The organism is Odoribacter splanchnicus DSM 20712, from assembly GCF_000190535.1.
Lineage (GTDB): Bacteria > Bacteroidota > Bacteroidia > Bacteroidales > Marinifilaceae > Odoribacter > Odoribacter splanchnicus.
This window is the reverse complement of record NC_015160.1, coordinates 3,446,653-3,469,240: the sequence shown is the minus strand read 5'-3', so window position 1 is coordinate 3,469,240 and position 22,588 is coordinate 3,446,653. Positions and strand designations below refer to the sequence as shown.

Here is a 22,588-nt window from a genome sequence, read left to right as displayed (position 1 = left end):
TCTCCCCGCCTTTACCCTCTCCCTTTCCAGCTTTTACCCTTTAGTTTCTACTCTTCAGCCTTTAGCTTTTAACCTTTAGCCTTTAACTTTTAGCTTCTACCCTCTATCATCTCCCTCAACGCCCCGATCGCCTCCTCTTCCGGGACGGCAGTACGCACCATTTTCCGGCCTTTATACAGGTTTACCTTTCCATTCCCTGCACCGACATAGCCATAATCGGCATCTCCCATCTCTCCGGGTCCGTTGACCACACAACCCATGACAGCGATTTTCAGCGTATTCAGATGTCCGAACGCTGCTTTCACCTTAGCCACCGCACCCTGCAAATCGAACAATGTCCTTCCACACCCCGGACAACTGATAAATTCTGCCTTATACCGACGCACTCCGGCAGACTGTAAAATATTCCGGCTCAATTCCAAAGGGAAAGTCAGGTCCTCTATTTCCGGTGTTTCGATCCAAAGACCACCGGCAAGACGGTCGAGGAAAAAACCGCCCAATTGTGAAGCCGCCACAAGACGGATTCGTTCTTTCTCCTTCCCCGGCACGACAGCCCGGATAATCGCCGGATTAGTCAGGCCGGCCTCCTGTATCCGGCGGAATATTTCCCGGTAAAGGCGATATTCGACAGGCAGTGCCAAAACCAACACCGCTTTCCCATCCTGCCGCAACCGGCCGGTTAAATCGGCATCCAGTTCTTCGGACCGGCAGATCTGCACCAATCTGTACTTGCTATCGATCGTCTGTTCCCCCTTTTTATATGCTCCGACACTGCATAACGGAGAAGCATTCCGGTTATAGACATGAGCCATATCCAGAATCTCCAGAGGTACGATAACCCCTGTATCCGGGGGTAATTTAGTCAATTCCGGTCCCAATGTCCCGGTATAAATCCATTCCGGTGCTTTTATACCGGCATGCAAACGGTCACCATATACCGGATCATTGACCTCACTTACGGTAAAACCGATCCGGTTCATCACCTGTTCGTCCAATACGGTTACTCCCGTCAATCCGGCCACGATACAAGGTTTCGAACACTCTCCTTTCAATGGGGTCCACCCTTTCAGATACTCCGGTTCGGAACAGATCCGGGCCAATTCGCAAGCCACAGGAATCTCGGCTTCGGGTTCCTCGGTCAGGGACACCCGGATCGTATCCCCGATTCCTTCATTCAACAGGGTTCCGATCCCCACTGCCGAACGGATACGTCCGTCTTCACCCTCACCGGCTTCCGTAACTCCCAAATGCAAAGGATAACACATTCCCTCAGCCTCCATTTTCTCCACCAGTAAACGTACGGCATCCACCATAGTCCGGCAATCGCTCGATTTCAGCGAAATCACCACATCTTTAAAGTCACAAGCCTGACACACCCGCAAATACTCCATCGTAGCCTCCACCATTCCCGCCGGGGTATCTCCATAGCGGCTCATAATACGATCGGACAACGAACCATGATTCGTACCGATGCGGACAGCCGTTCCATATTGCCGGCAAACCTCCAGAAACTCCGTAAATTTCTGCCGCAGGATTTCCAATTCAGCTGCATACTCCTCATCGGTATAGGTCAGCTTCTTAAAAGTGGCCCGTTTATCCGCAAAATTTCCCGGATTTATCCTCACCTTTTCCACATAACGGGCGGCAACCGAAGCAGCCTCAGCAACAAAATGAATATCCGCAGAAATCGGAGTCGTATATCCCCGTTCACGCAAACGACGGTGTATTTCCCCGAGCATCTCCGCTTCCTTCACTCCCGGAGCAGTAATCCTCACCAGCCGGCCACCGGCCTCGATAATCCGGATCGCCTGTTCGACACAAGCATCCACCTCCCGGGTCGACGTATTCAGCATCGATTGAACCAGCACCGGTTCTTCCGATGAAAGAACCACATTTCCTATTCGAACAGCAGTTGTTTTCCTTCGCATAATTTTCTTATTAGATCTTCCACGTGATCATACTCTTCATATTCTTCGTATTCCGGGGATTCCGGATATCCTTTCCCTCAGGGGTATAAAGAAAATCCAATTCTTCCCGGAAAACTTCGTACACCTTGTGCCGCACCACCTTCGAAGTTGAATTGACCGTTCCGTTCTGTGCCGTCAGAGGTTCCGGCAAGATCCCGACAACAGCAGGTAACCAGCGTTCGGGAAACATCCCTTCATACATGCCACCCTTACGGAATTTCATCAGTTCCTCATTCAATTTCGTCAGCATCAGCTTACAAGCTTCAACCGTTCCGGGTTCTTCTTCCCGTTGTTTTACATATTCGGTCAGAGCTGTTTTATTCGGAACGATCAGGCCGGCCGTATAAGGCGACTGATTATTGTACAACACACAATAATCGATATAGGGGGATAATTCGGCAATAGCTTCTTCGATTCCTTCGGGGCTATATTTTTCCCCGTCGCCGGCAATCAGCAGTGATTTAAAACGTCCCGATACAAACAACGACCCGTCTTCACCGAGATAACCCCTGTCTCCGGTATACAACCAGCCGTCGCGGATCGTCCCGGCCGTAGACTTCTCATTCTTCCAATATCCTTTCATCACATTCTTCCCCCGGATGACGATCTCTCCCTTTTCCCCTTTCTTCACTTCTGTCCCTGTTTCGTCACAAATCTTCAATTCCAAAGGTTTCACTACCTGTCCCGAAGACCCGAAACGGTAACGTTGCGGACAATTGGAACTAATCACCGGAGAAGCTTCGGACAATCCGTACCCTTGCAACATCGGGATACCCAGGGTACAGTAGTATCTTTGCAATTCCGTATCCAGTAAAGCCCCACCCCCGACAAAAAATTGCAGGTTACCGCCAAAAATTTTCCGGATCTTCGAAAATACCAGTATATCCATCAGCTTCACCACAGGCCACAGTAGCATACGTCCGCCTTTCCCCCGGAAATTTCCCTGACCATGATAGTAATATCCCCATTTCAGTCCCAGTCCGTAAAGTTTCCGGATCAGCCATCCCCGTTGCCGGATACCCGTCTCGATACTCCGCCGGAAATTCTTGGCCAAAGCAGGAACGCTCAGCAACACATGCGGCTTTATCTCTTTCATATTCAACGGAATATTACGCAGATATTCCATCGGTGACTTACCGAAATCGACGGCTGCCAACGAAGCCCCGTTATACATAAACGAATAAATCCCGACGGTATGTGCAAAACTATGATCCCAAGGTAAAAAAAGCAAAATCCGGAAATATTCCGGAATACGGATCAGGGAATCGGATTGCAACACGTTACTCACATAATTCTCATGGGTAAGCATAATTCCTTTCGGCTCGGCCGTCGTTCCCGAGGTATATGAAATATTGGCCAGATCGGCCCCACTAACTGTTACGGCCTGTTTTTCCAACATTCCAGGGTACTCTGTCACCCAACGTTTTCCTTCATCTTTCAGACGTTCGAAAGAATTATATTTTCCTTCCTCAGCCGAAGAATAACGGATGACATAAATCTTTTCGATTTCGGGAAGTTCAGCTTCTATCCGCCGCAAAGTCGCTACATAATAATCCGATACGATCAGGAAACGGGCCCCGGAATGGCGGACACGAAATATCAATTCTTTATCCGTGAGTTTAATACTCAGGGGAACATTCACACCACCGGCATATAAAATACCCAATTCGGCGAACACCCAATCGTTACATCCCTCACTCAGCAAAGCAACGCGATCGCCCTTCTGCAAACCTCCGGCCAGCAAACCGGCCGCCACATCACCCACTTCCCGGCGAGTTTGCCGATAGGTCACCGACCGATACCCCCCTTCACGCTTTTCCCACAAATAAGCATTTTCCGGAAACTTCAGGCAACTCCGTTCCAGCAAATCGATCAATGTATGCAACTCCCCGTTCTTCATGGGGACAAAGATACAAAAACGTGCGTTCAAGGACAAACTTCAGGGAATAATCTCCCGTTTTCCCAAATGACGGGGACCTTTATGGACAACGATGTCGATAAAAACTTTCACCCGGGCCAATAATTCCCGGACCCGGGTCTTAACACCACTATAGACATCGACATCTTTCGCATTAAAACCGACGGCTTCGATTCCATTCCGCCCGGCAATATACAGGGCTCTCTCGTTATGAAACCGTTGGGAGATGATAGTAAACCGATCCTGTCCGAACACTTTTTTAGCCCTGATCACCGAATCGAGTGTACGTATCCCGGCAAAATCCATTACGATCACGCTATCCGGGATTCCATGGGCGATCAACGCTTTCCGCATCTCAACCGGTTCGTTATAATTCATGCGGCGATTATCTCCACTGACCAATATCCGGCTGATCTTACCGGCCTGAAAGAGTTCCACAGCAGCCGTGATCCGGTAATTGAAATAAAGATTCGGCCGACCACCCCGCAACTTCGGAGAAGTTCCCAACAACACCCCCACCCGATTTTCGGGAATTGTTTCTACCTGATCATACAAACAACTTTCAGTACTATGAATGATAATCCGATTACACAACAGAATCGTTCCCAACAATAAGATAAGCCCCAATAATAAAAAGCGGACACAATATTTTATCCATTTCCTGCCTGTCTGTCTTTTTCTCCATATCAATATATATTTTTGCATACTCTGTCACTCACTTAGTATGAAATAACAAATATAAATAAAGAATTCATCTCATCAAATAGCCGAAGAATTTATACCGACTATCACTCAAAAGAGAGTTAATTCGTAATTATAAAAATAATCAAAAAAACATGTATAAATTTTGATGTTTATACACATGTTTCCCCTAAATGTAGGTTTATTTTTTCTTTCTATTCCGATTCCGGGTTTTGTGCCGTCAGACCGGTTCGCCTGGAACGGTCCGCTAAGGCTTTCCTTCACTGACCGGCGGAACTCCTCACTGCGTTCGTCAGACACCACCGGTCGGGCGTTCGGAAACCCTAACCGGACCCTTGTTCCCGCTCCAATGGTCTTCCGCCATAAAACCCTGCATCTAACGGCAGAGCTAACCGGCAAAGAAAATACAACCGGAAATTTGCAGTAGCAGGAAGCCAGACCGTCCGGATTATTTCCAGGTAGAATGTTATTTCTCAAATCAAGACCGGTCTGCAATTCAGTGATAACGTTAGGCGGAGGTGATCGGGATTGGAGACCATTGGAGCTCTGGCGAGTGTCGTCTTACTTTTTCTGAACGCCCGACCGGTGGTGTCTGACGAACGTAGTGAGGAGTTCCGCCGGTCAGTGATAGAAAAAGCCAGACGACCGACAGAAGCGACCGGGTCACCAATTCCGATCACCGAAGACGAATAAGTAACGAACTACCTTTATAAGTGTAAATATGTATATAACTGCCAAAATGCAAACGAAACTCTTTTTATTACAACATCAATAACTATTATCTACTGATACACAAACGTTTCCATTTGTATAAAATTATACATTTTGAACTTTCTATGTAAAAAACAGAAAAAACATTTGGAATTTAAAAAAATTCGTCGCTATCTTTGTTGCATAAAAATGATAAAAACATGAAGCGTTTATCCCTACATCTCCTGAATATTATTATTCTCGTGGTCCTTAGCCACGGAACGGAGAGGGGTATATAAACGAAAATCGAACCGAAATATAAATTGATCATATGCCTTTCTCCCAAACGAGAAAGGCTTTTTTTTTAACAGACAGAAAAATGAACAAAACAATGTATCGCCATATTATCGTCATTAACATTCTACTCGTGGTCCTGCAAAGATAACGAGAGAAGGGTGACGCGTATATACACACTATTTGTAGAAGCCTTTCTCTCGCCGGGAGAAAGGCTTCTTCGCATTTAAGAACTTACTGCACAAAATAAAAGAAAATGAGAAATAACCTTAGAAGCGCTGTTACAATGACAGGCCGTCGGATGGCCGGAGCCAGAAGTTTGTGGAGAGCCAATGGTATGAAAGACGAACAATTCGGGATGCCCGTCATCGGCATCGTCAACTCGTTCACCCAGTTTGTACCGGGTCATACCCACCTGCACGAAATCGGACAATACGTAAAGACCTTAATAGAAGAACGCGGATGCTTCGCAGCCGAATTCAACACCATAGCCATCGACGACGGAATCGCCATGGGCCACGACGGGATGTTATACTCGCTTCCTTCGCGGGAAATCATCGCCGACAGTGTGGAATACATGGCCAACGCCCATCAGGTAGACGCTTTGTTTTGTATCAGTAATTGTGACAAAATCACTCCGGGCATGCTGATGGCTGCTATGCGTCTGAATATTCCGACGATTTTTGTATCCGGAGGCCCGATGGAAGCCGGTGATTTCGACGGCAAGGGAATAGATCTGATCGACGCCATGGTCATGAGTGCAGACAGCCGTTGCAGCGATGCAGATATCGAGAAAATCGAACGTTGGGCCTGCCCCGGATGCGGTTCGTGTTCGGGCATGTTTACAGCCAACTCCATGAACTGTCTCAACGAAGCGTTGGGATTGGCGCTTCCCGGCAACGGTACCATTGTAGCCACCCACACTAACCGGCGGCGTTTGTTTGAAAAAGCTGCTTCATTAATCGTACAAATGGCCGGACGGTATTATTTCGAAGGGGACGATTCGGTATTACCCCGTAACATAGCGACCAAAGCCGCTTTCGGGAATGCCATGTCACTGGACATCGCCATGGGAGGATCGACCAATACCGTACTCCACCTGCTGGCCATCGCCCACGAAGCCGGAGTAGACTTCACCATGCAGGATATCGACCGCCTGTCGAGAAAAGTACCGGTACTATGCAAGGTCGCTCCCAACTCTCACTTTCACATCCAGGATGTAAACCGGGCAGGAGGTATCCTGTCTATCCTCGGGGAATTGGCGGAAGCCGGTTTGATCGATACCACGGTCAACCGTGTCGGATACAAAAATCTGGCAGAATGCCTCTCGAAATACAACCTGAAAAGCCCGAAGCTCACTCAAAAGGCGCAAAAATTCTATCTCAGTGCACCCGGCGGCAAATTCAGCCGGGAACTGGGTTCTCAAAGTAAAACCTATGCCCGCTTCGATACCGACCGTCGGATGGGATGTATCCGGGATGTAGACCATGCTTATTTCAAAGACGGGGGACTGGCTGTCCTGACCGGGAACATCGCCCGCAACGGATGTATCGTAAAAACAGCCGGAGTAGATGAATCACTGTTCGTATTCCGGGGACGTGCCAAAGTATTCGAATCGCAGGAACAAGCCATGAACGGTATTCTGAACGATGAAGTAAAAGCCGGAGATGTCGTCGTCATCCGTTATGAAGGGCCTAAAGGCGGACCGGGCATGCAAGAAATGCTTTACCCCACTTCTTATCTGAAATCCAAACATCTGGACAAAGCCTGTGCCCTGATCACCGACGGACGATTTTCAGGAGGGACTTCGGGTTTATCCATCGGTCACATCTCACCTGAAGCAGCTGCCGGAGGAGCTTTGGCCATCGTCCGGGACGGCGATCTGATCGAAATAGACATTCCGGCACGGACCATCAACCTGTTACTGAGTGATCCCGATATTGCCGCCCGGTTAGCCGCTCAAAAAAACTTCGAACCGGCCGGACGCAAACGTACGGTACCCAAATCCCTGCAGGCTTACGCCCGGTTCGTCAGTTCAGCCGACCAGGGTGCCGTCCGCATTCTATAACCCATAAGTTTTTACTTTTTATCTCTTTTTTCGTATGAACACTACTACACAATCTATCTATATGGAAAAGCAAGTAACAAAGACAACTTGTTTTTCGGGCTCGAAAGCGGTAATCGAAACCCTTCTACGTGAAGGAGTGGATACCGTCTTCGGGTATCCCGGAGGAACAATCATGCCGGTATACGATGCGTTATACGACTATCGGGACCGTCTCAACCACATCCTCGTACGTCATGAACAGGGGGCATTACATGCCGCCCAGGGCTATGCCCGGGTAAGCGGACGTCCCGGTGTCTGTATCGTCACTTCGGGTCCCGGAGCTACCAATACGGTAACAGGCCTTGCCGACGCGATGATGGATTCGACTCCTGTCGTTCTGATCAGCGGACAGGTAGGTTCCGGTTTCCTGGGCACCGATGCTTTTCAGGAAACCAACTTCGTAGGGATCACCCAGGCTGTAACCAAATGGAACTGCCAGGTACGGCATGCCGCCGATATCCCTGCAGCCATCGCCAAGGCATTCTATATCGCCCGCACGGGACGTCCCGGACCCGTCGTGGTAGATATTACCAAAGATGCCCAGCAAGAAATGGCCGAATATCATTATGAAAAGGTCAGCTTCATCCGGAGTTATTGCCCGTCTCCGGCCATCGATAAAGAAAAAATTGCAGAAGCGGCCAAATTGATCAATCTGTCCCGTAAACCGTTGGCTTTAATCGGCCAGGGCGTCATCCTCGGCGGGGCAGAAAAAGAACTACGTGTTTTCCTGGAAAAAAGCGGTATCCCTGCAGCTTCCACTTTATTGGGACTGTCGGCCATTCCTTCCGATCATCCCCAATTCGTCGGTATGTTGGGTATGCATGGGAATTATGCCCCCAATATAAAAAACAAAGAATGCGATTTACTGATCGCAATAGGCATGCGTTTCGACGACCGGGTGACCGGAAATCCCGAACAATTCGGCATCAACGCCAAGATCATCCACCTGGAAATCGATCCTGCCGAAGTGAATAAAATCATATATGCCGACGTACCTGTCCTGGGAAATGTCAAAGAGACTTTACCCGCCCTGACAGAATTAGTGGTCCCCAACCGGCATACCGACTGGATAGCGGAATTCAAAGCCTGTTACAACATCGAATATCAGGAAATCATAGAACCGGCGCTCTACCCCACGAGCAAGCAAATCCGTATGGGAGAAGTAGTCGACCTGGTATCGAAAGCCTATCACCACGACGCGATTCTGGTCACCGATGTCGGGCAACAGCAGATGGTAGCTTCCCGTTATTTCCGCTTCAAACATACGCGGAGTATCGTCACTTCGGGTGGATTAGGCACCATGGGATTCGGCCTTCCGGCAGCTATCGGAGCAAAAATCGGAGCCCCCCAAAGAGAGGTTTGCCTGTTTGTCGGTGACGGTGGTTTTCAAATGAACCTGCAGGAACTCGGTACCATCTTTCAATCCCGGGTACCGGTGAAGATTATCCTGCTGAACAATAGCTTTCTGGGTATGGTGCGCCAATGGCAGGAGCTCTTTTTCGACAAGCGGTACTCATTTACCGAAATGACTAACCCTGACTTCGGGGCAATCGCCCAAGGAAACGGTATCGCCTACCGGTGCGTGGAAAAACGGGACGAACTGGAAACAGCCATCCATGCCATGAAGGAACATCCCGGAGCCTTTCTGCTGGAGGTTCGGGTTGAACCGGAAGAGAATGTATTTCCGATGGTTCCTGCCGGTGCAGCTGTGGGGGATGTGAGATTGGAATAAAGGAAAAAGTTGAAAGCTAAAGGCTATAGGCTGGAGGCCAGGAGGTAGAGGAGGGGGAGGAGGGGGAGAAAGGGAAAAAAGGGAGAGAAAAAGAGATTATCGATAATAATAAAATAGAAAAATGATGCGATGAATAAAGAATATATCATAACGGTCTTTTCAGAAAACAAAGTAGGATTGCTAAGCCAGATCACGACGGTATTCACTTGCCGGGATATCAATATCGAAAGCCTGACGACTTCGGAATCGTCTATCCCGGGCATTCACAAATTTACCATAGTCGTCATCACCGGTCCCGAAAAGATAGAGAAACTGGTCAAGCAGATCGAAAAGAAAATCGATGTACTGAAAGCCTTTGTTTTCACCCCGGATGAAGTGGTACAACAGGAAATCGCACTTTACAAAGTCACCCGGAGCAACAGTGTCGAAAAATTGGTACGCGACCACCATGTACGGATACTGGAAATCTGTGACGATTATATCGTACTGGAAAAGACCGGACACAAAGAGGATACCCAGTCTCTGTTCGAATTACTACAACCCCATGGAGTACAGCAATTCGTCCGGTCGGGCCAAATCGCGATCATCAAATCAAAACGCGAACTATTGAATGAATATTTACAGAAACGGGAAAATACGACGAAAGCGTAAACAACCCGGATCAAGGACAAAATAACACTAACAATTAAATCATTATTATTATGGCACAAATTAATTTCGGAGGAGTAAAAGAAAACGTAGTAACCAGAGAAGAATTTCCATTGGCAAAAGCGCTCGAGGTATTGAAAAACGAAACCATTGCTGTTATAGGATACGGTGTACAAGGTCCCGGTCAGGCCCTGAACCTGAAAGACAACGGTTTCAACGTAATCGTAGGTCAGCGCCGGGGAAGTAAAACCTGGGATAAAGCCGTAGCCGACGGCTGGATACCCGGCGAAACCCTGTTCGACATCGAAGAAGCCGCCCGGAGAGGAACGATCATACAATATTTACTATCGGATGCAGGTCAGATCGCCGTATGGCCGACTATTCAAAAACACCTGACTCCCGGCAAAGCCCTCTATTTCTCACATGGTTTCGGCATCACCTATAAAGATCGCACAGGCATCATCCCGCCGGCCGATGTCGATGTCATCCTGATCGCTCCGAAAGGCTCGGGTACTTCATTGCGGAGAATGTTCTTACAGGGACGGGGATTAAATTCCAGTTATGCCATCTTCCAGGATGCCACCGGCAAAGCTTGGGACCGGGTTATCGCTTTAGGAATCGGAGTAGGCTCGGGTTATCTGTTCGAGACCACCTTTCAGCGGGAAGTATATTCCGACCTGACAGGAGAACGGGGTACTCTGATGGGAGCGATCCAGGGCATTTTTGCAGCCCAGTACGACACTTTACGCGAACACGGCCACACTCCTTCGGAAGCCTTCAACGAAACCGTCGAGGAACTGACCCAAAGTCTGATGCCTTTAATTGCAGAAAACGGTATGGACTGGATGTATGCCAACTGCTCGACGACAGCACAACGGGGAGCACTCGATTGGTGGAAGAAATTCCGGGATGCCGCCAAACCGGTATTCGACGAATTGTACGGCCAGGTATCTTGTGGCAACGAAGCCCAACGTTCGATCGATTCCAACAGCCGGCCCGACTATCGTGAAAAACTGGAAAAAGAACTTCAGACCATGCGCGAATCCGAGATGTGGCAAGCCGGTGCCGTCGTTCGGAAACTGAGACCGGAAAACAATTAAAGCGAAAAGGCTAGAAGCAAAAAGCTAGAAGCGAAAAGTAAAAAGTGAAAGGAGATCGGCGAAAAAGCAAAAGATGAAAAGCGCCCCAATAACCTTCACTAATCCCTTTCCTTTTTTACCTACTCCCGCTTCCACCTTATAACTTATAGCTTTTAGCCTAATAGCCTTTTCGCCTCTAACCTTTTACCTCATCACCTCATGCGTGAAAAAGTATATATATTCGATACCACCCTTCGGGATGCAGAGCAAGTTCCGGGGTGTCAGCTGAATACAATCGAAAAGATAGAAGTTGCCAGGCAGCTCGAGAAACTGGGTGTAGACATCATCGAAGCCGGTTTCCCCATCTCGAGTCCCGGGGATTTCAATTCCGTTGTAGAGATTTCTAAAGCAGTAACCGTTCCAACCATCTGTGCTCTGACCCGGGCTGTAAAAAAAGACATCGAAGTGGCTGCCGAAGCATTGAAATTTGCCAAACGGGGACGTATCCATACCGGAATCGGTACCTCCTGGTATCATATCCACGAAAAATTGAATTCCACTCCCGACGAAATCGTCGGGAGAGCGGTAGAGGCCGTAAAATATGCCCGTCGATTTGTCGATGATGTCGAATTTTACGCCGAAGATGCAGGCCGTACAGAAGAAGAATACCTGGCCCGGGTAGTAGAAGCAGTGATCAAAGCCGGTGCCACCGTCGTCAATATCCCCGACACCACGGGGTATTGTCTGCCGAACGAGTACGGAGCAAAGATCGCCTATTTGATGAATCATGTCCCCAACATCGACAAAGCCATTATTTCCACTCATTGCCACAACGATCTGGGCATGGCCACTGCCAACACTTTAGCCGCCGTACAAAACGGGGCACGGCAGGTCGAAGTGACGATCAACGGCCTCGGCGAACGGGCCGGTAACACCGCCCTCGAAGAAATCGTGATGGCGATTGCCTGTCACAAAAATCTGGATTTCAATATCGGTATCAACACCAGGCAAATCATCGCTACCAGCCAGCTGGTATCCAGTTTGATGCGGGTGCCGGTACAACCCAACAAAGCCATCGTCGGCCGTAATGCTTTCGCCCATTCGTCGGGCATCCACCAGGACGGTGTACTGAAAAGCCGGGAGACCTATGAAATCATCGCCCCGGAAGACGTAGGGGTCGATCAGTCCAGTATCGTCCTCACCGCCCGTAGTGGCCGTGCAGCACTGAAACATCATTTGAAAGCCATCGGTTATACTCCCGACAACGACGAACTCGACGCCATCTACCAGCGCTTTCTGGAATTAGCCGATAAGAAAAAAGACATTACCACCCGCGACCTGGAAGTACTTGCCGGTAGTGAAGCTTCGCGCAAACACCGCGACATGAAACTGGTGGGGTTGCAGGTTGTATGCGGCTCGACTTCCATACCGACAGCAACTGTGCAAATCAGCTTCGGGGGAGATATTTTCACCGAAACAGCCAGCGGTAACGGCCCGGTCGATGCAGCCATCAATGCTGTAAAAAGCATCACCAAACGACGGGTACATCTGGAAGAATACCTGGTACAGGCCATCACCCGGGGAAGCGACGACCTGGGTAAAGTACACGTACAAGTCTCCCACAAAGGCAAAATGTACCACGGTTTCGGCGCCAACACAGACATTGTCACCGCATCGGTCGAGTCGTTCCTGGATGCGATAGCTAAAATAAGTTAGTACCCCAAAGTCAAAATACACCTTATGAAAACTTTATTCGATAAAATCTGGGATGCCCATACGGTCGACACCATCGCCGGAGGTTCATGTGTGCTCTATATCGACCGGCAATACATTCACGAAGTAACGAGTCCACAAGCTTTCGAAGGGCTTCATTCGCGCGGCGCGAAAGTATTCCGTCCGGCTCAGGTCACAGCCAGCCCCGATCACAATATACCCACACAAAATCAACATCTGCCGGTACAGGATCTGCAATCCGCCCGGCAACTGTCGATGCTCGAAAATAACTGTACCGAACACGGTATCACGATTTTCAAAGTCGGTACCCCCAAAAACGGAATTATCCATGTGGTGGGTCCCGAAACAGGTCTGACCCAACCGGGAATGACCATCGTCTGTGGAGACAGCCATACTTCCACCCACGGAGCTATGGGCTGCGTGGCGTTCGGCATCGGAACCAGCGAGGTAGAAATGGTATTAGCCTCCCAATGTGTATTGCAATCCAAACCCAAGACCATGCGGATCAATGTCGAAGGACAATTGAATCCCGGAGTTTGTTCGAAAGATATCATTTTATATCTCATTTCGAAACTAGGTACCGGCGGCGGCACCGGACATTTCATCGAATTTGCCGGATCGGCTATCCGCTCGCTATCGATGGAAGCCCGGATGACGATCTGTAATATGAGCATCGAAATGGGAGCCCGCGGCGGGATGATCGCTCCGGACGAAACGACCTTTGCCTACCTGAAAGGCAGGGAATATGCGCCCCAAGGAACCGAATGGGACAAATCCGTCGCACAATGGAAGCAGCTATACAGTGATCCCGACGCCGTCTTCGACAAAGAAGTCACATTCGATGCTGCCGACATCTACCCTATGATCACCTACGGCACCAACCCCGGCATGGGAATCGCCCTCACCCACTCTATCCCCGAAGTCTCCGAAATCGAAGAGACTTCCCGGCCTTCCTTCTTAAAAGCTCTGGAATACATGGACTTCAAACCGGGCGAAAAGCTACCGGGCAAACCGGTCGACTATGTTTTTGTCGGCAGTTGTACCAATGGACGGATCGAAGATCTGCGGGTATTCGCCGACTATGTGAAAGGCAAGCAAAAAGCAGCAGGCGTGACAGCCTGGATCGTTCCGGGCAGCAAACAGGTAGAAAAACAAGCCATCGACGAAGGGATCAGGGATACACTCGAGGCTGCAGGCTTCGAATTGCGGCAACCGGGATGCTCCGCCTGCCTGGCAATGAACGACGACAAAATTCCGGCAGGGAAATATTGTGTCTCCACCTCCAATCGTAATTTTGAAGGCCGGCAAGGACCGGGAGCCCGCACTCTACTGGCAGGCCCACTCGTCGCTGCTGCCTGTGCTATCCACGGCATAATCACCGTCCCCGACTCACTCCAACTCAGCAACCCAGTAACTCAGCAACTCAGCAACTCAACAACTCAACAACTCAGTAACTCAGCAACTCAGTAACTCAGTAACTCAGTAACTCAGTAACTCAACAACTCAGTAACTCAACAACTCAGTAACTCTTTTCAACTCATGATAAACCAATTCACAACCCTAACATCCACAGCGATACCACTGAAAATCGAAAATGTAGACACCGACCAGATCATTCCGGCCCGTTTTTTGAAAGCGACCACCCGGGAAGGGTTCGGCAAACAATTGTTTTTCGACTGGCGGTATGATGCTCAGGGAAACCCGAAAACAGATTTCGTCCTGAACTCCCCCGACTATACCGGAGAAATTTTAATTGCAGGGAAAAATTTCGGCTGTGGTTCCAGCCGTGAACATGCGGCCTGGGCCATTTATGGAGCAGGTTTCAAAGTAGTCATTTCCAGTTTTTTCGCCGATATTTTCCGCAACAATGCCCTGAACAACGGATTACTTCCTGTACAGGTGAGCGAATCGTTTCTGGCAAAGCTATTCCAGGTCGTCCGGTCAGCTCCTTCGACCACCGTCAGTATCGATCTGGAACGGCAGACCGTCACCTTGACAGCCACAGGAGAGCAAGAACTTTTCGAAATTTCTCCCTACAAAAAAGAGTGTTTGTTGAAGGGATACGATGATGTCGACTATCTGATGAGCATACACCATAAGATCGAAGCATTTGAAAAGACCCGTTAAAACGATCGGCGAGCCTTCGGTTCTGACAAAGCCAGTGCAAGAGTCGCCTTATGAACCTTACAAACTCATTTCATCATGGATTTAAAAATAGCAGTATTACCCGGTGACGGCATCGGACCGGAAATCATAGAACAGGCCATCAAAGCCATCGATGCCACTTGCAAAAAATACGGTCATACCGTCGGCTATACCTACGGATCAGTAGGGGCAACAGCCATCGACAAGACCGGGAATCCTTATCCGGAAGAAACTCACCGGATTTGTATGCAATCGGATGCCGTATTGTTCGGAGCGATCGGGGATCCCCGTTTCGACAACAATCCCCAAGCCAAAGTCCGTCCGGAACAAGGATTGCTGGAAATGCGCAAAAAATTAGGATTATATGCCAACCTCCGTCCGGTCAGTACTTTCAAATCCCTTGTTCACCGCTCTCCTCTGCGACAAGAACTCGTAGAAGGGGCCGATTTCATCTGTATCCGGGAACTCACCGGCGGCATTTATTTCGGGCAGCCCCAGGGACGTTCGGAAGACGGGCAAACCGCTTTCGACAGTTGTGTATACACCAAAGCCGAAATCAAACGGATTTGCCGATTAGGTTTCGAGTACGCCATGAAGCGCCGCAACAAACTGACAGTTGTCGATAAAGCCAATGTCCTGGCAACCTCCCGGCTATGGCGCGAAACCGTACAAGAGATGGCTCCGGCTTATCCTCAGGTAAATGTCGAATACATGTTTGTCGACAATGCGGCGATGAAACTCATCCAGCAACCCAAACATTTCGATGTCATCGTTACAGAAAACATGTTCGGCGATATCCTCACCGACGAAGCCAGTGTCATCACAGGCTCATTAGGCTTGCTGCCTTCCGCTTCTATCGGTATCCACACCTCGCTGTTCGAACCGATCCACGGTTCCTATCCTCAGGCCGCCGGCAAAAATGTGGCCAATCCTCTGGCAACCATTTTATCCGCCGCTATGATGTTCGAATATGCCTTCAACCTGAAAGCAGCCGGAGCAAGCATCCGCCAGGCAGTCGATCGTTCGGTCGAAGCCGGTATCGTTACCGAAGATATCGCTGAAGACGGACAGGCCTATCCGACCAGCGAAGTAGGCGATTTTATAGCAAAGAACATCGGGTAAATGAAAAAACAGACCAATTAAACCGAACAATATGAGTGATCCTTATTTTCCTTCTTTGAAGGATATCATGACGGCGGAGCATACGCTCAACGACATTCTGGTCCCGACACCCCTCATGAAAAACAGAAATCTATCCGATAAATACGAAGCCAATATCTTTCTGAAACGGGAAGATCTTCAAATGGTGAGATCGTATAAAATCCGGGGAGCTTATAATAAAATCAAATCCCTGACTCCTGAAGAGATGGAGAAAGGAGTGGTTTGTGCCAGTGCCGGCAATCATGCCCAAGGCGTAGCCTTCTCCTGCAGCAAACTCGGTATCCAGGGAAAAATCTATATGCCCGTTACTACTCCCAGGCAAAAGATCAACCAGGTAAAAATGTTCGGGGGTAAATCCATTGAAGTCGTCCTGACGGGAGATACTTTCGATCAGGCCAATACAGCAGCAATCGAAGCCTGTAAAAAAAACGATATGGTATTTATCCCTCCCTTCAACGATCCCCGGATCATCGAGGGGCAGGCAACCGTCGGTTTAGAAATCATTCAGGAAGCCCGGATGAAGCTCGATTATATCTTTGTACCGATCGGTGGTGGCGGACTGGCTTCCGGTATCGGTAGTTTCTATAAGCAAATGAGCCCGAAGACCAAGATCATCGGAGTCGAACCGGCCGGTGCCGCCGGAATGAAAAAATCGTTCGAATGCGGAGAGGTAACCGAACTGAACGAAGTAGATAAATTTGTCGACGGGGCAGCCGTACAACGGGTAGGAGAGCTCACTTACGCTATCTGCAAGAAAGTATTGGACGATATCGTCGTCGTGCCCGAAGGCAAAATTTGTACGACGATCCTGAATCTTTACAACTTCGACGCTATCGTAGTAGAGCCGGCAGGAGCCCTGAGTATGAGTGCTCTCGACTTTTACAAAAATGAAATTAAAGGAAAAAACGTCGTTTGTGTGGTCAGCGGCAGCAACAACGACATCACCCGCATGGAAGACATCAAGGAGCGCTCTTTATTATATGAAGGCCTGAAACATTACTTCGTCGTCCGTTTTCCGCAAAGAGCCGGTGCACTCCAGAGTTTTGTCAGCAACGTCCTGGGCCCCCACGACGACATCACCTATTTCGAATACAAGAAGAAGACAAACCGCGAAAAAGGCCCTGCCCTCATCGGCATCGAGATCCAGCATCCCGAAGATTTCCAGGGCCTGCTGGACCGCATGAAATCCGAAGGTATCCTCTACGAATATCTCAATGACAATCCGAACCTATTCGAATTCCTGATCGGATAATCCGTCGCCGGGTAAGGTGTCCCAAAAGTCTTTTTGAAACCGATCTGATCGGCGAATTCTTTCTCAATCCTATTTCAGAAAAACCGGTTTCATTTCCTTGCTTCCAAAAGAAGTAAAAGAACTGAAGGAATACATCGAAGAATACCACAGCATCCGGGAAGGAGACGGCCGGAACTGGAAAATCAAAAAAAAGAAAATCGAGACAGCAATAAAATGTAAACAAATATACGATTTTTTTAATAAGTCGATACATTTCTTTGGGAATTAAGAAATATTTTCTTATTATTGAAGTCTAAAAACAAACTTATGAAACTGATTTCTACCCTCATTTTTCTATTGTGTGTAACTTTTGCATTTGCAGAATGCTACGACAACCATTTCGACGAGTGCCGGATCGAACGGCAAAACGGGAAATACGGTATCGTGATCGACAAACAGCTGGCCATACCGTACGAGTACGACGAAATCGTACCTCAACACAATTGCTTTTTCAAAGTCAGAAAGGGCCGGAAATACGGTATCATCAGTTATTTTTATGAAGAGCACAAACGGGATGGCCGGTTTCCGAAAGAGATTGACCGGCCGATTGCCCTGAAAAAAGGGTATGCCTGGCTTTACCTTTCCCTCGCTTGTGAATACGATAAGATCGAAGAATATGAAAATCAGTATCTTCAAATCAGCCGCGACGACCGGAAAGGAATTGTCAATTATTACGGGACCCTGGTCTTGCCCTGCCGTTTTGAAAAAATAGAATTATCGAATAATTTTTTTTGGGTATCGTCGGAAGGGTTATACGGAATTTACAACCGGTACGGTTCGACAATTATCCCCTGCCGCTATAACCAGATCGAACTCACCGACCGTTGTTTTTACGTCTGCCGGGACCGGCTCAAAGGGGTTTACAACCGCTATGGAAGTGTTATTATCCCTTGCCAATTCAGCCAGATCGAATGCAAAGACAATGCCTATTACGTGACAAAAGGCAAATATCAGGGCATATACAACCTGTACGGTTCGGTAATCGTTCCTACCCAATACACTTCGATATACAAAGAAGGGGGGAAATACCTGGTTGAAAACGACAGTCTGAAAGGGATCGTCAATACCTATGGAAGTACCGTTATCCCCTGCAAATACAACACGATAGAATACGAAGACGGAGTTTATTATGTGTCGGCAGGCGGTAAATACGGAATTTACAACACTTACGGCTCGACGATACTTCCCTGCCGATACAATTCTGTCCGGAAAGAAGGAAGAGAATATCTGGTGGAGAATAACGGTCTTCAGGGTATCGTCAACACCTATGGAAGTACGATTATTCCTTGCCGCTACAACAAAATACAACAGGAAGGGAATATTTATTACGTCACGGCAAACGGTAAAAAGGGCATATTCAACCGGTACGGCTCGACCATTATTCCCTGCCAGTATGACGAGATCATTTCTTTAGGCCATCGTTATATCGTCAAACGGGACAAGAAGTTCGGGGTATACAACCAATATGGCTCTACTATACTGCCTTGTCAGTTTCAGAAAATCGAATGCCTGAATAACGGGCATTATGTCACCACCCGTGACAAAAGCCAACAGGTGTATAATGCCTATGGGGCGCTATTGGAAAACCGTACGAATATGAAGGTAGTCTTCTCGACCGAAGACTGATTTTTTACCGGTTAGATTTGATTTTTGCGTGTTAAGTCGGTATTGTATTGACTTATTTATTATTTTTGTTTTCGTTTTAAACTAAATGGATATAGAAAATGAAAAATCGACTGGTCCTATATAATACTTTATCGCGCAAGAAAGAACAGTTCGAACCGATCAATCCTCCTTTTGTCGGGTTGTACGTTTGCGGGCCCACCGTCTACGGGGATGCCCATTTGGGACATGCCCGTCCGGCCATTACTTTCGACCTGTTGTTCCGGTATCTGAAATATCTGGGCTACAAAGTGCGTTATGTGCGTAACATCACCGATGTCGGCCATCTTACCGACGACAGTGACGACGGCGAAGACAAAATCGAGAAGAAAGCGAAGCTCGACCGGTTGGAACCGATGGAAATCGTTCAGTTTTATACCAACCGCTACCATCACAATATGGAGCAATTGAACACCCTTCCGCCCAGTATAGAGCCTCATGCTTCGGGCCATATCATCGAGCAGGAAGAATTGGTGAAAAAAATCCTGGACAACGGATTCGCTTACGAGAGCGACGGAAGTATTTATTTCGATGTCGAGGCTTACAACAAAAAATACAGCTATGGGAAACTATCCGGCCGCCGGGTGGAAGAGTTATTTGCCAACACCCGTCAGTTAGACGGCCAGGGAGAAAAACGGAATCCGGCCGATTTCGCCCTATGGAAAAAAGCTACTCCGGAACATATCATGCGCTGGCCTTCTCCGTGGAGTAACGGTTTTCCGGGTTGGCACCTGGAATGTTCGTGCATGAGCCAGAAGTATCTGGGCGACCGTTTCGATATCCATGGCGGCGGGCTGGACCTGCAGTTTCCCCACCACGAATGTGAGATTGCCCAAAGTACGGCTGCCTACGGACACGAAGCCGTGAAATATTGGATGCACAACAATATGGTCACTATCAAGGGACAGAAAATGGGCAAATCGCTGGGGAATTTCATCACCCTGGACCAACTCTTTTCGGGAGAAAACGATGTGCTCGAGCAAGCCTATTCCCCGATGACCGTCCGTTTCTTTATCCTGCAGGCCCACTACCGGAGTCCGCTGGATTTCTCGAACGAGGCCCTGAAAGCCGCCCAAAAGGGATATGAACGCCTGATGACGGCGGTCCGGGCACTGGACAAAGTGAAAGCTTCGGCCGGTAATACGGTAGATGTGGATGCACTGATCACCCAATGTGAAGAAGCGATCGATGACGACCTCAACACACCGGTCCTGATCTCCCACTTGTTCGACGGAGTACGGATGATCAATTCACTGGTGGCAGGAAACGAGAAGATAGACGCCGGTAATCTGGCTAAATTGAAAAAACTGTATCAGGATTATGTATTCGATATCCTGGGGCTGAAGGCCGAAAGCGAATCGGTGAGCCAGGATCACGAAGTGCTGGGGAAAATATTGGATATGGTGATGTCTATCCGTACAGAAGCCAAGCAAAAGAAAGACTGGGCCACTTCCGACAAGATCAGGGACGAACTGAAAGCAGCCGGAGTCGCCATTAAGGATACCAAAGAGGGATATGAATGGGAACTGGTAGAAAATTGAACAGATACGAACAGCGGATGACCTGTTTTTTTTACATATTATGTGCCTTTTTCATCTGTTCCTGCGGAGGGAATAAAACGGCGAACAAAGAAAAAAAAACTCCTTTGGCTGCAGAACTTCCGAAAGACGAGGTGAGGTATGTGAAAAGTATTCAACTTACATCGCCCGGGAAAGATAAGATGTATGCTTTCAACGAGGAGATCGTTATCGGTTTTGAAAGCAAGGACCGTTTCCCTGTCGATTCTGCCGCCTTCTATATCGACGGCCAGCAAATCGCAACGGCCGGTAAAGAGGACCGGAGTTTTACTTACCGGATACCTGAAGGTAAAACCGGCAATATGACCATCAAAGTGATGGCATGGCATCCGGACAACAAACGGGGAATCGCGACAACGACGATCCGGGTGAAACCCGATCAGGCTCCGGCCATTTACAGTTATGAAGTAGTCAACGTTTTTCCTCACGATCCGAAAGCCTATACACAAGGTTTGATCTATCAGGACGGTTTTATATACGAGGGAACGGGGCAATATGGCGAATCGTCTATTCGTAAAACAGACATGCAAACCGGTAAAACTCTATCGGTCTTAAATATCGACAGTCAGTTATTCGGAGAAGGGATCACGATATATGAAGATAAAATTTACCAGATCACCTGGCGGTCACGCAAAGGTTTCATTTACGATCTGAAAACTTTTACCCTGGAATCGACCTTCAATTATAATTCCGAAGGTTGGGGGATTACTACGGCCGGAGACCACCTGATCATGAGCGACGGCAGCAACAAGCTTTATCATATCGCTCCGTCGACGTTCAATATACTGAAAGAAGTAGAAGTATACGATCATAACGGTCCGGTAGACCAACTGAACGAACTGGAATACGTAGACGGTATGATCTGGGCGAATGTGTGGCTGACCGACCGGATTGTCGTCATCGATCCGGAAACCGGCATTGTCCGGGGCGAGCTGAACCTGCCCGGACTCTTGCCTGCCGCCGATAAAGCCCGGCTAGACGACAAAGACGATGTGCTGAACGGTATCGCGTGGAATGCCGGGAAAGGAACTTTTTATGTCACCGGGAAACGGTGGCCGAAACTATTTGAAATCAAGGTAAAACTTATTCCATATGGACGTTAAAATTGAAGAATCCTGGAAAGCACTGCTTCAGGAAGAATTTGACAAACCGTATTTTGCCGAACTGATCGCTTTTGTAAAAAACGAATACGCCCAAACCCGGATTTTCCCTCCCGGCAAACTGATATTCAATGCATTCAACCATTGTACGGTAGACAATACGAAAGTCGTTATCCTCGGCCAGGATCCTTACCACGGTCCCGGACAGGCGCACGGCCTTTGTTTTTCCGTGCCCGAAGGTATCGAGCAACCGCCTTCCCTGCAAAATATATTTAAAGAAATACACGATGACCTGGGTACTCCTGTTCCCCGTTCGGGCAACCTGGAACGCTGGTCGGACCAGGGGGTACTACTGCTCAATGCAACGCTTACCGTACGGGCCCACCAAGCCGGTTCGCACCAGAACAAAGGCTGGGAAACTTTCACCGATGCCGTTATCCGCAAGATCGCAGAAAAGAAAGAACACCTGGTATTCCTGTTGTGGGGATCCTATGCCCAACGCAAAGGCGCATTTATCGATACCGACCGGCACCTGGTGCTTAAATGCGTACACCCCTCCCCGCTTTCTGCCAACCGGGGCGGATGGTTCGGCAATCACCAGTTCAGCCGCACAAACCAATATCTACGGGAACATGGGTTGAAGGAAATCGAATGGTAGAGAGATCACTTTCTCCATTCATTTTCTGGTATTCACGACCGAATCGATCGCTTCAACCTTTTTCGTCACCGTCGGCACGTTTGCCGTTATGAGCCTCTACGGCTGTCTGACCAAAGCAGCACT

The 22,588-nt window shown here is 48.6% G+C and carries 16 protein-coding genes; 13 read left to right on the top strand and 3 right to left on the bottom strand.

The annotated features are described in order from the left end of the window. Window positions 1-89 precede the first annotated feature (89 nt). The 3 genes from ispG to ODOSP_RS14620 are packed head-to-tail and all read right to left on the bottom strand — an operon-like array spanning window position 90 to window position 4,590. Window positions 90-1,928 carry a (E)-4-hydroxy-3-methylbut-2-enyl-diphosphate synthase gene (gene ispG / locus ODOSP_RS14630; protein ID WP_013613075.1) on the bottom strand — a complete coding sequence of 613 codons (1,839 nt, stop codon included), beginning with the start codon at window positions 1,926-1,928 and terminating at the stop codon, window positions 90-92. A gap of 10 nt (window positions 1,929-1,938) precedes the next feature. Beyond that, window positions 1,939-3,867, bottom strand: a complete 1,929-nt coding sequence (locus tag ODOSP_RS14625; RefSeq protein ID WP_013613074.1) for an AMP-dependent synthetase/ligase — start codon at window positions 3,865-3,867, stop codon at window positions 1,939-1,941. 39 nt (window positions 3,868-3,906) lie between these two features. Beyond that, the gene (locus tag ODOSP_RS14620) at window positions 3,907-4,590 is read right to left on the bottom strand and encodes a SanA/YdcF family protein (RefSeq protein WP_013613073.1); all 684 of its coding nucleotides are present in this window, start codon (window positions 4,588-4,590) and stop codon (window positions 3,907-3,909) included. A gap of 1,237 nt (window positions 4,591-5,827) precedes the next feature. Between ODOSP_RS14620 and ilvD the strand changes: the two genes are divergently transcribed. From ilvD to ung, 13 genes are all read left to right on the top strand, one after another. Beyond that, window positions 5,828-7,639, top strand: coding sequence for a dihydroxy-acid dehydratase (gene ilvD / locus ODOSP_RS14610; RefSeq protein WP_013613071.1), 1,812 nt, complete (start codon window positions 5,828-5,830; stop codon window positions 7,637-7,639). A gap of 34 nt (window positions 7,640-7,673) precedes the next feature. Further along, window positions 7,674-9,410, top strand: coding sequence for a biosynthetic-type acetolactate synthase large subunit (gene ilvB / locus ODOSP_RS14605; protein WP_013613070.1), 1,737 nt, complete (start codon window positions 7,674-7,676; stop codon window positions 9,408-9,410). 129 nt (window positions 9,411-9,539) lie between these two features. Then, a complete protein-coding gene (ilvN, locus tag ODOSP_RS14600; RefSeq protein WP_013613069.1) occupies window positions 9,540-10,061 on the top strand; it encodes an acetolactate synthase small subunit in 522 nt (173 codons plus the stop codon). 50 nt (window positions 10,062-10,111) lie between these two features. After that, on the top strand, window positions 10,112-11,158 hold the full coding sequence (ilvC, locus tag ODOSP_RS14595) for a ketol-acid reductoisomerase (protein WP_013613068.1): 1,047 nt from the start codon (window positions 10,112-10,114) through the stop codon (window positions 11,156-11,158). A gap of 198 nt (window positions 11,159-11,356) precedes the next feature. After that, window positions 11,357-12,853: a 2-isopropylmalate synthase gene (locus ODOSP_RS14590; protein ID WP_013613067.1), complete on the top strand. Its 1,497-nt coding sequence runs from the start codon at window positions 11,357-11,359 to the stop codon at window positions 12,851-12,853. 24 nt (window positions 12,854-12,877) lie between these two features. Continuing rightward, a complete protein-coding gene (leuC, locus tag ODOSP_RS14585; RefSeq protein ID WP_013613066.1) occupies window positions 12,878-14,341 on the top strand; it encodes a 3-isopropylmalate dehydratase large subunit in 1,464 nt (487 codons plus the stop codon). A gap of 69 nt (window positions 14,342-14,410) precedes the next feature. Continuing rightward, a complete protein-coding gene (gene leuD, locus ODOSP_RS14580) occupies window positions 14,411-14,998 on the top strand; it encodes a 3-isopropylmalate dehydratase small subunit (protein ID WP_013613065.1) in 588 nt (195 codons plus the stop codon). Window positions 14,999-15,073: 75 nt separating this feature from the next. After that, on the top strand, window positions 15,074-16,138 hold the full coding sequence (gene leuB, locus ODOSP_RS14575; protein ID WP_013613064.1) for a 3-isopropylmalate dehydrogenase: 1,065 nt from the start codon (window positions 15,074-15,076) through the stop codon (window positions 16,136-16,138). Between the two features lie 31 nt (window positions 16,139-16,169). Further along, a complete protein-coding gene (gene ilvA / locus ODOSP_RS14570; protein WP_013613063.1) occupies window positions 16,170-17,429 on the top strand; it encodes a threonine ammonia-lyase in 1,260 nt (419 codons plus the stop codon). A 306-nt stretch (window positions 17,430-17,735) separates the two neighbouring features. Then, a complete protein-coding gene (locus tag ODOSP_RS14565; RefSeq protein ID WP_013613061.1) occupies window positions 17,736-19,094 on the top strand; it encodes a WG repeat-containing protein in 1,359 nt (452 codons plus the stop codon). 98 nt (window positions 19,095-19,192) lie between these two features. After that, window positions 19,193-20,671, top strand: a complete 1,479-nt coding sequence (cysS, locus tag ODOSP_RS14560) for a cysteine--tRNA ligase (RefSeq protein WP_013613060.1) — start codon at window positions 19,193-19,195, stop codon at window positions 20,669-20,671. Further along, window positions 20,650-21,810 carry a glutaminyl-peptide cyclotransferase gene (locus ODOSP_RS14555; protein ID WP_013613059.1) on the top strand — a complete coding sequence of 387 codons (1,161 nt, stop codon included), beginning with the start codon at window positions 20,650-20,652 and terminating at the stop codon, window positions 21,808-21,810. The genes cysS and ODOSP_RS14555 overlap by 22 nt, the downstream gene beginning before the upstream one ends. Next, window positions 21,800-22,465, top strand: a complete 666-nt coding sequence (ung, locus tag ODOSP_RS14550; RefSeq protein ID WP_013613058.1) for a uracil-DNA glycosylase — start codon at window positions 21,800-21,802, stop codon at window positions 22,463-22,465. The genes ODOSP_RS14555 and ung overlap by 11 nt, the downstream gene beginning before the upstream one ends. Window positions 22,466-22,588: the final 123 nt, after the last annotated feature.

Bases quoted from the DNA above. Each gene is read 5' to 3' on its own strand.
- ispG (WP_013613075.1), bottom strand. From the start codon at position 1,928: ATGCGAAGGAAAACAACTGCTGTTCGAATAGGAAATGTGGTTCTTTCA.
- ODOSP_RS14625 (WP_013613074.1), bottom strand. From the start codon at position 3,867: ATGAAGAACGGGGAGTTGCATACATTGATCGATTTGCTGGAACGGAGT.
- ODOSP_RS14620 (WP_013613073.1), bottom strand. From the start codon at position 4,590: ATGCAAAAATATATATTGATATGGAGAAAAAGACAGACAGGCAGGAAA.
- ilvD (WP_013613071.1), top strand. From the start codon at position 5,828: ATGAGAAATAACCTTAGAAGCGCTGTTACAATGACAGGCCGTCGGATG.
- ilvB (WP_013613070.1), top strand. From the start codon at position 7,674: ATGAACACTACTACACAATCTATCTATATGGAAAAGCAAGTAACAAAG.
- ilvN (WP_013613069.1), top strand. From the start codon at position 9,540: ATGAATAAAGAATATATCATAACGGTCTTTTCAGAAAACAAAGTAGGA.
- ilvC (WP_013613068.1), top strand. From the start codon at position 10,112: ATGGCACAAATTAATTTCGGAGGAGTAAAAGAAAACGTAGTAACCAGA.
- ODOSP_RS14590 (WP_013613067.1), top strand. From the start codon at position 11,357: ATGCGTGAAAAAGTATATATATTCGATACCACCCTTCGGGATGCAGAG.
- leuC (WP_013613066.1), top strand. From the start codon at position 12,878: ATGAAAACTTTATTCGATAAAATCTGGGATGCCCATACGGTCGACACC.
- leuD (WP_013613065.1), top strand. From the start codon at position 14,411: ATGATAAACCAATTCACAACCCTAACATCCACAGCGATACCACTGAAA.
- leuB (WP_013613064.1), top strand. From the start codon at position 15,074: ATGGATTTAAAAATAGCAGTATTACCCGGTGACGGCATCGGACCGGAA.
- ilvA (WP_013613063.1), top strand. From the start codon at position 16,170: ATGAGTGATCCTTATTTTCCTTCTTTGAAGGATATCATGACGGCGGAG.
- ODOSP_RS14565 (WP_013613061.1), top strand. From the start codon at position 17,736: ATGAAACTGATTTCTACCCTCATTTTTCTATTGTGTGTAACTTTTGCA.
- cysS (WP_013613060.1), top strand. From the start codon at position 19,193: ATGAAAAATCGACTGGTCCTATATAATACTTTATCGCGCAAGAAAGAA.
- ODOSP_RS14555 (WP_013613059.1), top strand. From the start codon at position 20,650: ATGGGAACTGGTAGAAAATTGAACAGATACGAACAGCGGATGACCTGT.
- ung (WP_013613058.1), top strand. From the start codon at position 21,800: ATGGACGTTAAAATTGAAGAATCCTGGAAAGCACTGCTTCAGGAAGAA.